This window comes from Yoonia sp. 72 (assembly GCF_034652275.1).
Taxonomy (GTDB): domain Bacteria; phylum Pseudomonadota; class Alphaproteobacteria; order Rhodobacterales; family Rhodobacteraceae; genus Yoonia.
In genome coordinates, this window is sequence record NZ_JAXIWG010000001.1 from 760,508 (window position 1) to 772,879 (window position 12,372).

A 12,372-nucleotide genomic window follows, 5' to 3' on the forward strand; every position below is an offset into this window, starting at 1 on the left:
TCCCGTTGGTGGCCCTGTCAGAGCCGATAGGCTTGTTTGGCAAGCCGGTATGCGAGGTCATGTGCGACCTCGAATGCGTCATCCTCGGTCATGCGCCCGCTGGCGCAGAGCGTGGCGAGATAGGCGCAATCCACACGCCGCGCGACATCATGGCGGGCGGGGATCGAACAAAAGGCGCGGGTGTCGTCGTTGAACCCGACGGTGTTGTAAAAACCCGCCGTTTCGGTCGTCAGCTCACGAAACCGGCGCATCCCTTCGGGGCTGTCGAAAAACCACCACGGCGGCCCCAATTTCAGCGCGGGATAGACGCCTGCCAAAGGGGCGAGTTCGCGCGACAGTGTCGTTTCATCCAGCATGAACACGATGACCGACAACCGCGGATCGGTGCCATAGGCATCAAGCAACGGCTTGAGATTGCGCACGAAATCGGTGCGCGTCGGAATGTCGAAACCTTTGTCGCGCCCGAAGGCTGCGAACATCGGGGCGGAATGGTTGCGCCATGCACCGGCATGGATTTGCAGCACCAGCCCGTCATCCACGCTCATCCTTGCCATTTCGGTCAGCATCTGGCCGCGGAACGCATCGGCCTGTTCGGGGCTGGCGCGGCCGGTCTTGACGATATCGTACAAGGCGGCGGCGTCCTGCGCGGACAGGTTTTCGGTGCGCGCGGTCGGATGGCCGTGGTCGGATGATGTTGCCCCGAAGCCGATGAAATAGGCGCGCCTTGCACGGTGTGCGGCCAGATATCCGGCCCATGTCATCGTATCCTCGCCGGTCAGTTCGCCCAATTTGTGCAGGTTTTCAACAAAACCGGCAAATTCGGGGTCAACCACCGCATCAGGCCGATAGGCGGTGATCACCCGCCCCTGCCAGCCGCTGTCGCGGATCATCCGGTGCCAGCGCAGGTCATCCAGCGCACTTTCCGTGGTGGCCAGCACCTCGATATTGAACCGCTCGAACAAGGCGCGGGGCCGGAACGCGGGCTGCGCAAGGCTGTCGGTGATCCGGTCATAGATCGCATCGGCAGTCTGCGGGGTCAGGCGGTCGTGGATGCCGAACACCTCGGCAAAAGCATGGGTCAGCCACATCCATGACGGCGTGCCGCGCAAAAGGTGAAAGTTTTGCGCAAACAGCCGCCAGATCGCGCGCCCGTCCTTTTCTGCGGCGTCCCCATCGGCGCGCGGCACGCCCAGCGCGTCAAGATCGACACCTTGGGAAAACAGCATCCGGAACACATAGTGATCGGGTGTGACAAACAGTTGCGCGGCATCGGCAAAGGCGGTGTTTTCGGCAAACCAGCGTGGATCGGTATGGCCGTGCGGACTGATGATCGGCAGGCCGCTGATCTGGTCGTAAAGCGCACGGGCCAATCCGCGCGCACCCGATTCCAGAGGGAAAAGGCGGTTGTCGTCCAGCAGCATAAAGTGATCCCCCCGGTCTGAAAGCAGCCTCCCCGCCGCCTCCGATAGACTAATATTCTAGATTACCAACCTTGTCAACGCGGGTTCTTTGCGGCTAAACTCGCAAAGAAAGCACAAGCGGGAGATCGTCGCATATGGCAGCCTCATCGGCACTGCGGGCCCTGACCCCGCCTGACCGGCCTTCCATCGCCGATCAGGTATTCGAGACATTGCAGGCAGGCATCCTGTCGCTGGAACTGCCGCCCGGCGCGAAACTGTCCGAAATCGACGTGGCCAGCCAGATGGAAGTGTCGCGCCAACCCGTGCGCGACGCATTCTACCGTTTGTCGAAACTGGGGTTTCTGGTGATCCGGCCACAGCGGTCCACGACGGTCAGCCTGATTTCGGAATCCGCCGTGCTGCGCGCCCGCTATATCCGCACCGCGATCGAGGTGGAAAACATGCGCACTGCGGCTGCCCGCCTGACCGAGGTCGATCACGCCGCATTGGCCGACATGCTTGTCGCGCAGGAACAGGCCCATGCCGCACAGGACAAACGCCTGTTCCACCGGCTTGACGATGAATTCCACCATGAAATCTGTCGCCGGTCGCAGGTCGGTTTCGCATGGGACCTGATCACCGAAAACAAGGCCCATATGGACCGCGTGCGGATGCTCTCGCTCAGCTTTGCCTCGCCGCAGGTGATCAAGGATCATCGCGACATCTTTGACCATCTGGTGCGCCGCGACGGTGCGGCGGCGGCCGACGCGATGCGGGTGCATCTGTCGCGCATCGTCGATCTGATCGAAAGGCTCCGGTCCGAAAAACACGCCTGGTTCGAAAGCGAACCTTCATCGTGACCCGGATTGTCGCGATCGGCGAGGCTATGGTCGAGCTGGCCCCCGCAGGTGGTGCCGATCTGTACCGCGCGGGCTTTGCAGGTGATACGCTGAACACGGCATGGTATTTGCGCAAGCTGATGCCAGCCACGGATGCCATCGCCTATTTCACGGCCACAGGGCAGGACGACATATCGGCAAAGCTGCTGGCCTTCATCCGCGCGGCGGGGCTGGAAACCGGCCATATCATCCAGCGCGACGACAGCACTGTCGGGCTTTACATGATCAGCCTGAACAACGGGGAACGCAGTTTCAGCTACTGGCGCGGGCAAAGTGCGGCGCGGCGGATGCTGGACAGCGACGCGCCCTTGCACGCGGCCTTGCAGGGGGCGGATCTTGCCTATCTGTCGGGGATCACGCTCGCAATCCTGCCCGACGACGACCGTGCGCGCCTGCTCAACGTGCTGCGCAGCTTCCGGCAAGGGGGTGGCAAGGTCGCCTTTGACCCCAACCTGCGCCCGCGTCTTTGGCCCGACGGCAAGGCGATGACCGATGCCGTGATGCAGGCCGCAGCCCTGAGCGATATCGCTTTGCCGTCGTTCGAGGACGAAGCGGGCTGGTTCGGTGATCCGTCGCCTGAGGCAACCGCGCGCCGCTACCGCGATGCGGGGGCGGGTGTGGTCGTGGTCAAGAACGGGCCGGACCAGATGATCTTGGCGACACCGGATCGCATGGTGACACTGACACCGGCGCCTGTGGCCAAGGTGGTGGACACGACGGCAGCCGGTGACAGTTTCAACGCGGGATTTCTGGCCAGCTACCTGCGACACGACGATCTGGAACAGGCCGGCCGCGCAGGTGCCGCCATTGCCGCAGGTGTAATCCAGCAGACCGGCGCGCTTGTCGCGCTGGATCAGGTCGACTGACCCGTCCGCTCAGGCAAAGGTCAGCGCGGCCTGCATCTGCAACTGGCGCGCATGGGCCATCATAAGGGGGCCGGTGCCTTTGGCATCGTCGCTGACCCGCGCCTCGCTCAGGTAATATGCGGGGGTGCCGTCCCGATAGACGCCCTCGAAGCCGCCCAGACCTGCGACATGGCAGATATCGGTCAGCCGGACCTGCCCTTTGTCCGTCTTGAGGCGGCTTTGCAGAAAGACAAAGGCACGCTTTTCCGCCTGCACCATCTGGTCGGTGCCAAGCGCAAGCCCCCGCGCGCTTGCCAAGGTATAGGCGAACATCGCGGTGGCCGAAGTTTCGGTGTAATTGCCGGGCAGTCCCGGCATGTCGATGACCTGCCACCAGCCGCCATCCCCGGCCTGCAACCGGCAGAGCTGCGCCAAAAGCGCCTGCGTCGGCTGCAAAAGGTCGGCCTGTGCAAAGGCCGTCATACCCACCAATTCGGCGCAATCGACCAAGGCCATCGCCTGCCAGCCCAAGGCGCGCGCCCAGACGCTGGGCGACCGGCCGGTCGTTGGATCGGCCCATTCCTGCACGCATTCGGCATCCGCCCCATGCGCATAAAGCCCGTCCTCGCGGATCGTCAGGTCCAAGGCACCGCGCAGTTGCGCAAGCGCGTCCTGCACGCCCGAGGCGTCATTGGTGCGCTGCGCGTATTCGATCTGAAACGGCAGAGCCATGTAAAGCCCATCCAGCCAGACCTGATGCGGATAGCGCAGCTTGTGCCAGTAATTGCCGGTGCGCGTGCGTGGATGGGTAGCCAGCTGGCGCGCCAGAAGATCTGCCGCCACCATCCAGCGCGGATCACCGGACCAGCGGTCCAGCGCGAACAGGACCCGGCCGGCCAGAATGTTGTCGATGTTGTATTCGTCGATCCGGTAGCCTTGCAACGCTCCGTCGGGGCTGACCTGCGCGCGGGCCATGCGTTCCAGATGCGCGCGCCAGCGGTCCTCGCCCGTCGCCGCATGCAGTAAAGCCAGACCACGGTAGATGCAGCCATCCTCATAGCACCATGCCCCGCCCTTGTAAGGCTGATAGTGGGCGGCGAAAGCGTCGAAATAATTTAGCATGAGGCAAGGTCCTTTTGCGGCAGCGGGCTTTGGGGCAGACTGGCAAGGCTATGCAGATCGCAATGCGCGACAAGCAGGCCCGCCCCTGCGACGGGCAGCAGGCCATCGGCCATCAGCGGCACTTCGGGGGTGATGCCCGTCGCGAACCCGATCTCGACCTGCCCGATCCGCAAGCCGGTTACCGGGCTTTCGGGCAATCCCAGACAGGCGGCAAAGGCGATACGCACATCATGGGCGATGATCCGGTCCATCGTGACATTGCGAATTCGTGGGGTCAGAGCCGTGACAGGGGCTGCCTTGCGCGATTGCACCATGTCTGAATGGCCGTCGTGATCGCAGAAATAATGCATGTTGATCGCAAGCACCGTGCCGACATCGGCGAAATCGACATCACTCATGTGGATGTTTTCGACGACACCGCCACGCCCGCGGCGCGACTTGATGCGCAGACCTCGGTCGGTGCCGATCATCTCGCACTGGCTGATATGCACGTCGCGCACGTCGCCGGACATTTCCGACCCGATCACGACGCCGCCATGGCCTGCGGCCATTAGGCAATGCCGGATGCGGATGTCGCTGGTGGGCGACAGATGCGCGCCGCCGCCATCGTCGTCGCGCTTGCCCGCCTTGATCGCGATGCAATCGTCGCCCGTCGAGAATTGGACGCCTTCGATCACGACGGACTGGCAGCTTTCGGGGTTCAGCGCATCGGTATTGGGGCTATCGGGCGGATTCTGAATCGTGAGACCGATAAAGGCAAGGTTGCGCGACCGGTAGGGATGCACCGTCCAGCTGGGCGAATTGGTCAGCGTCGGGCCCAGCACGGTCACATCCGAACACCCGACAAGATGCAACAGCCTTGCGCGGCGCGCGCCGTTGCGGGTGCCCTTGGGCCAGTCCCACCAATCGCCGCGCGCACCGCCGCCATCGACAAGACCGGGGCCCGCGATCGTGATCTCTGTCGCGTTGATCGCTGTCAGGATCGCGCGGTAACAGCTGTCGGGCAGTCCTTCCCAGCTGCCGCCGTCCTCGGCGCGCAGGATGGGAAAGGCGTCACGGTTGGAGGGTGCCATCAGCCGCGCGCCCTTGGCCAGATAAAGATGCCGGTGCGAGGGGATCAGCAAAGGTGTGACGACCCAGTCGCCCGCAGGCACGATCAGCGTTCCGCCATCAGGCAAAGCATCCAAAGCCGATTGCGCACTGGCCGCATCTGCCAGCACATGCACACCCGCACAGGCCGGCGTGGTGAAATCCAGCGCACCCGATCCTGCGATCTCGATCCGCAGCAGGGTCGCAGGCGGCAGGTCATGCAGCACCAGCACCGCGCGGTCGGTGGTGCCGCTGCGCGTGAAACCCGGCCCGCGCAGAAACCAATCGCGTTGCTGTGACAGGAAATAGCGCGCCTCGGGCACGGCCAAGCGCAGGGCCGCGGCGCGCGGCGTGGCTGACAAAAGTTCGATCTGGGTCATGGGACTGACGTTGTGTGTATGGGTCAAGGCGCGCGCGACCGCGCACGCCTTGGCGATTGAGGTCAGGAGCGGAATTCGCGCAAGGCGCGGTTCACGCTGTTGATGATCTCGGCGGCGGCCTCTTCGGCGGTGATGATGCCATAAGCCACCCCTTCGAGGTTGTCGGCAAAGGCATCACGCACACGGGGATGTTCGTTCAGTGGCGACACGGTCGGGCCGGACCCGTTCAGCACCAACGCATTGGCGGCGGCGACGTTAGGGTTGATCAGATCACCTTCCTGCAACAGATCGAAAGCCACCTTGCTGGCAGGCACGCCACGGGAATCGGTCAGGATCTCGATCGCGGTCGGATCGTTCAGCAGACAGTTGATGATCTCTGCCGCGGCTTCGGGATGGTCCGAATGACGCGAGATCGAGAACAGCATCGACGGCTTGCTGTAGGTCCCTTCGGTCACGGCCCCTTCGATGGTCAGCATCGGCACCGGAACCAATTCCTGTTCAGCGCCCAGCGGATCGGCATATTTGGCATAGGCCGAATCCCATTCGAACGTGCCACCAATCCGGCCTTCGGCCCATGGGCGCATTTCGAACAATTCGATGTTCCCCTCGCCCGCGACATCGCGCCAGCTGCGGATCGCGCCTGCTTCGACCAGACCTTCGTAAAAGCGGATGCCCTCCAGCAGCTCTTCTTCGGTCCATGCGACGGTCATTGTCTCGGGGTCGATCATGTCCTTGCCGGTCGCCTGCGTCACGGCGATAGACACCAGAAAGATCGCGTTCAGGCCGGATGCCTCGAACGGATAATGCCCCTCGCCCAGCTGTTCGCGGAACACGGGAGCTGCGTCGACGACATCCTGCCATGTCTGCGGTACGGGCAGGCCCGCCTTGTCAAAGACCGTCTTGTTGAAGAAATAGACGCGCCCCGTGGTCGAGACCGGAATCCCGTTCAGCATACCGTTGATTTCGCCACCGGCAAGCTGTGCCTCGGTGAACTGGCTGAGATCGATGATGTCGGCATGGTCGCGCAGATCGACAAAGCCCGTGCCATCGCGCGAAAACAGCGGCAGCCACGGCCAGTTGATCTGCATGATATCGGCCTCGGTCCGGCCCGCGATCTGCGTCGTGATCCGTTCCTGATGACCCGACCAGCCAGTGAATTCAGCCTGAATTTCGTGCCCCAGTTTCGGCCCGCAGTAGTTCAGCGCCTCTTGTGTCTGGGCGTGGCGCGCATCGCCGCCCCACCATGACATGCGCAGGGTTTCGGCCTGTGCGCTTGTGGCCAGAACACCGGCTAGAATAGTGGTTGTCATCAGTTTCATTTGGTCGTTCCTCCCTTAGTGATGTTGCAGCAGCGAGATGTTGTCGCCGCTTTGGTCAAAAACATGCGCCTTGCCCGGCTCAAGGGTCAGCGTCACCGCCGTCCCGCGATCCAGATCGACGTAATCGGCAGCGGGCAGAACCGCGACGAGGCGCTCTGCACCCAGCGACAGGTGCAGCACCACCTCGTGACCCATGAATTCCGCGCCAGTGACATGGGCCTTCAGCCCATGTCCTGCCTCGGCCCCGACCCGCAGATGCTGCGGGCGGATACCCAGCGTCACATGGCCTGCCGGATCGCGCAGGCGTGCCATCAGTTCGTCAGGCAAGGCCAGCGCCTGATCGCCGATGTGAAAGCTGTTCCCGGCAAGCCGCCCCGCGATCAGGTTCATTTCGGGACTGCCGATGAACCCCGCGACAAAGGCGTTGGCAGGCCGGTCATAAAGCGTCTTGGGATCGGCCACCTGCATGATGTGGCCATCCTTCATCACGCAGATCCGGTCGCCCATGGTCATCGCCTCGGTCTGGTCGTGGGTGACGTAGATCACGGTCGAGGACATGCCTTCGTGTTTCAGCCGCTTGTGCAGGTCCGTGATGCGCACCCGCATCGAGGCGCGCAGCTTGGCGTCGAGGTTGGACAGGGGTTCGTCGAACAGGAACACTTGGGGTTCCTTGATCAGCGCGCGCCCCAAGGCCACGCGCTGCGCCTGACCGCCCGACAACTGCTTGGGCAGCCGGTCGAGCAGTTCCTCGATCTCCAGAATACGCGCGACATCCATCGTCTTGCGTTCGATCTCGGCCTTGGACGCCCCTTGCAGGCGCAGGCCGAACGACAGGTTCTTGCGCACCTTCATATGCGGGTAAAGCGCATAGTTCTGGAACACCATCGCGATGCCCCGTTCGCCGGGTTGCAGCCGGTTGACCACGCGGTCGCCGATCACGACCTCCCCGCCAGAGATGCTTTCCAGCCCCGCGATCATCCGCAAGGTCGTGGATTTGGCGCAACCGGACGGGCCGACAAGGACCATGAACTCGCCGTCGTCGACATCGAGGTTGATGCCATGCACCGCCTTGAAGGCATTGGCGTAGATCTTTTCAAGGTTTCTGATTTGCAGGCGGGCCATGGGTTATCCTTTCACTCCCCCCACCGAGATGCCCTCGATGAAGTAGCGTTGTGCAATGAAGAAAACGATCAGCGCTGGCAGCAGGGCGAACACGGACATCGCAAGGATGCGGTTCCAGTCGAAGGCCTCGGTCGTGTCGATCGACAGTTTCAGCGCAAGGCTGACGGGGAAACTGTCGACCGAGGACAGATAGATCAGCGGACCCAGAAAATCGTTCATCGTCCACATGAACTGGAACAGCGCGACCGAGATCAGCGCCGGTGTCAGCATCGGCACGACGATATAGATCAGCGTCTGGAAACTGTTGGCCCCATCGACGCGCGCGGCCTCTTCCATGTCGCGTGGAATGGCGCGCAGGAACTGGATCAGCATGAAGACAAAGAACGCATCCCCCGCAAAAGCCGAAGGCACCCAAAGCGGCAGGTAGGTGTCCAGCCAGCCCAGATCACGGAACAAGATGTACTGCGGCACCCGTGTCACCACGTTGGGCAACAGCAGCGTGGCGATCAGGCTTGCGAACAACAGTTTTTTGTAGCGGAACTCGAACCGCGCAAAGCCATAGGCCACCAGCGCGCAGGAAATCACCGTGAAAACCGTTTTCGGCAGGATGATCAGGAACGTGTTCCAGAAGAACCGCCCGAAGGTGTAGGGCGTCGATGTCTCCCAGCCTTTGCGATAGCCTTCCAGCGTCGGTTCCTGCGGGATGAACCCGATTGAGCTGAAAATCTCCTGATTGGACTTGAACGAGGCCCCCACCAGCCACAACAGCGGATAGAGCATCAGAAAACCCACGAAGATCAGCAGCGAATACCGCAGGAAGGCGGACAGCCGCTCTGCACGCCGGTCCTCGGGCTTGAGAATGATGGTGCGTGCGGGACCTGCGGGCGTGAAGGTTGTGTCAGGCGTGCTCATGCGCTCAGCTCCTCTTGTCGCCAGCGTAATAGACCCACTTTTTCGACGACCAGAAGGCGACGAGGGTCAGGACCATGATGATGACGAACAGAACCCAGGCGAGCGCAGAGGCGTAGCCCATGTTGAAATTCTTGAACGCTTCGTCATAGATGTAGAGAGGCAGCAGATAGGTGGACCGCAGCGGCCCGCCGCCGGTGATCACATAGGGTCCGTTGAATTCCTGGAACGCCTGCACCATCTGCATGATCAGGTTGAAGAAAATCACAGGCGTGATCAGCGGCATCGTGATGTGCCAGAAAATCTGCCATTTGTTGGCCCCTTCGATCGCCGCCGCTTCGTAAAGCGATTTGTCGATCGACTGCAAAGCCGCCAGAAAGATGACCATGGCCGATCCGAACTGCCATGTCCGCAGCAAGGTGATCGTGAACAGCGCGTTGACCGGATCGCCGAACCAGTTGACCGGTTCCAGCCCGATCGTCGTCAGCACCAGATTGATCAGCCCCGCATCCGCGAATATGTAGCGCCACAGCACCGCGATCGCGATGGACCCGCCAAGGATGGACGGGACGTAATAGGCGGTGCGGAAGAAGCCGATCGCGCGCAGCCGGTAATTCAGGATCACCGCGATGAACAGGGCGAAGGCCAGTTTCAGCGGCACCGTGATCAACACATAAAGCAAGGTCACGTTCAGCGACCGCTGGAACGTCCGGTCCGACATCATGTCGCGGAAGTTTTCCAGACCGATCCAACTGGGGCTGTTGATCAGGGAATAATCCGTGAAACTCAGATACAGTGACGCCAGAAACGGGATCATGGTAAAGACCAGAAGCCCGATGATGTAGGGTGACAGATAGGCAAGCCCCAAGAAACGGCTTTCCATGGCTCCTCCAGCTCAGATGATGCAGCCCGGCTTGAACACAGCCGCGCGGACAGATTGGTTGCGATCTTCGGGAAGCCGAGGGCCGTGATGACCGGTGCGCCCGAATACAGGGCAGATACCACCAATGGTTGCGATCACACAGGCCATCAAATCGCTCCTCCCTCGATCTGATCGGGTGCCACAAGCTTTCACTTGTCGCGTGTTCGACTAATATGCCAGACTGAAAGCCTGCGAGGGAATTGACAAACAGGCACGAAAAGATGGACGAAATGGAATACGCCAGCCAAAGCCTTTCGCACCGTGCGACACAGGGAAATGGTGTGTTGTCGGGTATTCCCTTGCGCGCGCTGGACCTGACGCTGACAAGGTCTGCGATCCGCATGCGCCATTCGCACAGCTGGTCGATCGAAAAAGTGAACGCATCGCATGATCTTGTGGTCTGCCTGTCGGGGACAGGGCAATACCGGATGGATGGGCAGACCATCCACCTGACCCCCGGCATGGCCATGTTGATCAGGGCAGGCATGCCGTTTGAAGGCTGCAATCCCGATCCCGACACCGTTTATACCGGCCTTGCACAGCATTTCCGGCTCGACCTTTTCGGTCGCCACGACATGCTGGAGCGGATGAAGACCCGCCCCGTCGTACGGTTGGGAAACTGGCCGATGTTGGCCCCGCTGGTCGCGCATTACCGCGCCACAGCACCGGCCAGTTCGACCACACCCGTGATGCATCATACGTTCATGGTGATCCTCAACCAGTTCATCGAGGATGCTTTTATGGGCTGGCAAAACGTGCAGGAAACCGGGCTTGACCAGCCAGAAGGCCTGCCGATGGCCGTGATGATCGCCGCGACACAGATCGCGGCAGACCCGCTCAAGCCCGACCTCGCCGACGATGTGGTCGCCGAGGCCCCCTATAACGACATCTATTTCCGGCGCGAGTTCCGCAGGCGCATTGGCATGACCCCCGCGAAATATCAGGAATTCAAGCGGATGGAGATTGCGATGCAGCTGCTCGAGGCAGGCTACAGCGTCGCGGAAACCGGCCAGCGGCTGGGCTTCGCCGACAGCTATTACTTTTCGCGCCTGTTCAAGCGGCATATCGGCATCAGCCCGCGCGGCTGGCAGGATCAGGTGCGCCGCCGCCGCGACGGCGCATGGCCGCGCGGCGAGGAAGACGGCGAAATCATCTATCCCCTGCGCCCCGATGCGATGCCGCATGTGCCGTGAAAGGCCGCCTGCGCCGCAGAGAGGCACGCGCGTGACATGGGGGGCGCCTGTCGCCGCGCAGGGACCGCTGCAGGAATTGCCGTTGAACGATCCCCTTGTGCGCGATAGCTTCGGGGCGGAACGGGTCGCCGGTGCGGCAGCGGCGCAGATGGGCTGAGTAACGAGCATGACAGGTCACATGCCCATCGCGGTTTACGGCACGGGACGCGCGACCCCTGCCCTGCGCCTGCCGACATCCAAGATCGAAACCGACCGGCACCTTGCGCCGGGCAGTCTGGCGCAGGCAACAGGTGTTCTGTCCCGCCACGTTTGCAATACCGAGGACCAGATCAGCCTTGCCGTTACCGCCTGCCAATTGGCGCTGGAGGATGCAGATACAACGCCCGACCAGATCGACCTTGTCGTCTTCGGCGCGGCTGTCCCCTATCAGCCGATCCCCGCGACAGCCCCTTTGGTGATGCGCGCGCTTGGCATGGCGGACGGGTCCGCCGCCGCCTTTGACGTGAACGCGACCTGCCTGAGCTTTATTGCCGCGTTCGATCTGGCCGCGCGCCAGATCGCCACGGGGGCGGCCCGCCGCGCGCTGGTTGTCTCGTCCGAGATCGCCTCGCGCGCACTGCCGTGGGAGGATGATATCGAGACCGCCGCCTTGTTCGGCGACGGTGCCGCCGCGATGGTACTGGGGGCCGCACCGACAGGGTCGGCCGCCTGTCTTGCCGCGATGCAACTGCGCAGCTATCCCTCCGCCTATGATGCCTGCACGCTGGGCGCGGGCGGCACGCGGTTCGATTTCCACAATGATCCGGCAGGTTTCGCCGCCCACGCCAGATTCGCCATGGATGGCAAGGCGCTGTTCCGCCTGACAGCCCAGCATTTCAAAGGCTTCGTCGCCGACCTTCTGGCTAAGGCGGACTGGCGGCAAGGCGATGTCGCACTGGTCGTGCCGCATCAGGCGAGCCCTGCAGGGCTGGCGCATATGATCCGCCAGACGGGTTTCGCGCCTGCACAGGTCGTCGATATCGCCGCCGATTACGGCAACCAGATCGCGGCCTCGATCCCTTTTGCCTATGACCTTGCCCGCCGCGAAGGCCGGATTGGGGCGGGCGACAAGGTGCTGCTGCTGGGGACCTCGGCGGGGGTGTCCTTTGGCGGTCTGGCGCTGGTGGCCTGAC

Annotated in this window: 12 protein-coding genes; 5 read left to right on the forward strand and 7 right to left on the reverse strand. The window is 62.4% G+C overall.

Going from position 1 to position 12,372, the window contains the following annotated elements; all coding sequences use genetic code 11:
- Positions 1-17 precede the first annotated feature (17 nt).
- Entirely contained in the window at positions 18-1,421 is a 1,404-nt protein-coding gene (gene uxaC / locus VCK47_RS03955) for a glucuronate isomerase (RefSeq protein ID WP_322889417.1), read from the reverse strand.
- Positions 1,422-1,555: 134 nt separating this feature from the next.
- Here uxaC and VCK47_RS03960 point away from each other — a divergent pair, with 134 nt between their 5' ends.
- Positions 1,556-2,260: a GntR family transcriptional regulator gene (locus VCK47_RS03960; protein ID WP_322889418.1), complete on the forward strand. Its 705-nt coding sequence runs from the start codon at positions 1,556-1,558 to the stop codon at positions 2,258-2,260.
- Positions 2,257-3,165 (forward strand): sugar kinase, encoded by a 909-nt coding sequence (locus VCK47_RS03965; RefSeq protein WP_322889419.1) that lies wholly within the window; start codon positions 2,257-2,259, stop codon positions 3,163-3,165. The genes VCK47_RS03960 and VCK47_RS03965 overlap by 4 nt, the downstream gene beginning before the upstream one ends.
- A gap of 9 nt (positions 3,166-3,174) precedes the next feature.
- Here the strand turns inward: VCK47_RS03965 and VCK47_RS03970 are convergent, their stop codons facing one another.
- The 6 genes from VCK47_RS03970 to VCK47_RS03995 all read right to left on the reverse strand — a co-directional run bounded on the left by VCK47_RS03970 (position 3,175) and on the right by VCK47_RS03995 (position 9,968).
- Positions 3,175-4,266, reverse strand: a complete 1,092-nt coding sequence (locus VCK47_RS03970) for a glycoside hydrolase family 88/105 protein (protein WP_322889420.1) — start codon at positions 4,264-4,266, stop codon at positions 3,175-3,177.
- Positions 4,260-5,735, reverse strand: a complete 1,476-nt coding sequence (locus VCK47_RS03975; RefSeq protein WP_322889421.1) for a glycoside hydrolase family 28 protein — start codon at positions 5,733-5,735, stop codon at positions 4,260-4,262. Before VCK47_RS03975 ends, VCK47_RS03970 begins: the two co-directional genes overlap by 7 nt.
- A 62-nt stretch (positions 5,736-5,797) precedes the next feature.
- Entirely contained in the window at positions 5,798-7,054 is a 1,257-nt protein-coding gene (locus VCK47_RS03980; RefSeq protein ID WP_322889422.1) for an ABC transporter substrate-binding protein, read from the reverse strand.
- Positions 7,055-7,069: 15 nt separating this feature from the next.
- Complete coding sequence (locus tag VCK47_RS03985; RefSeq protein ID WP_322889423.1) at positions 7,070-8,176, reverse strand: sn-glycerol-3-phosphate ABC transporter ATP-binding protein UgpC; 1,107 nt, start codon at positions 8,174-8,176, stop codon at positions 7,070-7,072.
- Between the two features lie 3 nt (positions 8,177-8,179).
- Positions 8,180-9,088 (reverse strand): carbohydrate ABC transporter permease, encoded by a 909-nt coding sequence (locus tag VCK47_RS03990; RefSeq protein ID WP_322889424.1) that lies wholly within the window; start codon positions 9,086-9,088, stop codon positions 8,180-8,182.
- Between the two features lie 4 nt (positions 9,089-9,092).
- Positions 9,093-9,968, reverse strand: a complete 876-nt coding sequence (locus VCK47_RS03995; RefSeq protein WP_322889425.1) for a sugar ABC transporter permease — start codon at positions 9,966-9,968, stop codon at positions 9,093-9,095.
- Positions 9,969-10,228: 260 nt separating this feature from the next.
- Here VCK47_RS03995 and VCK47_RS04000 point away from each other — a divergent pair, with 260 nt between their 5' ends.
- The 3 genes from VCK47_RS04000 to VCK47_RS04010 are packed head-to-tail and all read left to right on the forward strand — an operon-like array spanning position 10,229 to position 12,371.
- Positions 10,229-11,200: an AraC family transcriptional regulator gene (locus tag VCK47_RS04000; protein WP_322889426.1), complete on the forward strand. Its 972-nt coding sequence runs from the start codon at positions 10,229-10,231 to the stop codon at positions 11,198-11,200.
- 31 nt (positions 11,201-11,231) lie between these two features.
- A complete protein-coding gene (locus VCK47_RS04005) occupies positions 11,232-11,357 on the forward strand; it encodes a hypothetical protein (protein ID WP_322889427.1) in 126 nt (41 codons plus the stop codon).
- 21 nt (positions 11,358-11,378) lie between these two features.
- Positions 11,379-12,371: a 3-oxoacyl-ACP synthase III family protein gene (locus tag VCK47_RS04010; RefSeq protein WP_322889428.1), complete on the forward strand. Its 993-nt coding sequence runs from the start codon at positions 11,379-11,381 to the stop codon at positions 12,369-12,371.
- Position 12,372: the final 1 nt, after the last annotated feature.

Bases quoted from the DNA above. Each gene is read 5' to 3' on its own strand.
- uxaC (WP_322889417.1), bottom strand. From the start codon at position 1,421: ATGCTGCTGGACGACAACCGCCTTTTCCCTCTGGAATCGGGTGCGCGC.
- VCK47_RS03960 (WP_322889418.1), top strand. From the start codon at position 1,556: ATGGCAGCCTCATCGGCACTGCGGGCCCTGACCCCGCCTGACCGGCCT.
- VCK47_RS03970 (WP_322889420.1), bottom strand. From the start codon at position 4,266: ATGCTAAATTATTTCGACGCTTTCGCCGCCCACTATCAGCCTTACAAG.
- VCK47_RS03975 (WP_322889421.1), bottom strand. From the start codon at position 5,735: ATGACCCAGATCGAACTTTTGTCAGCCACGCCGCGCGCCGCGGCCCTG.
- VCK47_RS03980 (WP_322889422.1), bottom strand. From the start codon at position 7,054: ATGAAACTGATGACAACCACTATTCTAGCCGGTGTTCTGGCCACAAGC.
- VCK47_RS03985 (WP_322889423.1), bottom strand. From the start codon at position 8,176: ATGGCCCGCCTGCAAATCAGAAACCTTGAAAAGATCTACGCCAATGCC.
- VCK47_RS03990 (WP_322889424.1), bottom strand. From the start codon at position 9,088: ATGAGCACGCCTGACACAACCTTCACGCCCGCAGGTCCCGCACGCACC.
- VCK47_RS03995 (WP_322889425.1), bottom strand. From the start codon at position 9,968: ATGGAAAGCCGTTTCTTGGGGCTTGCCTATCTGTCACCCTACATCATC.
- VCK47_RS04000 (WP_322889426.1), top strand. From the start codon at position 10,229: ATGGACGAAATGGAATACGCCAGCCAAAGCCTTTCGCACCGTGCGACA.
- VCK47_RS04010 (WP_322889428.1), top strand. From the start codon at position 11,379: ATGCCCATCGCGGTTTACGGCACGGGACGCGCGACCCCTGCCCTGCGC.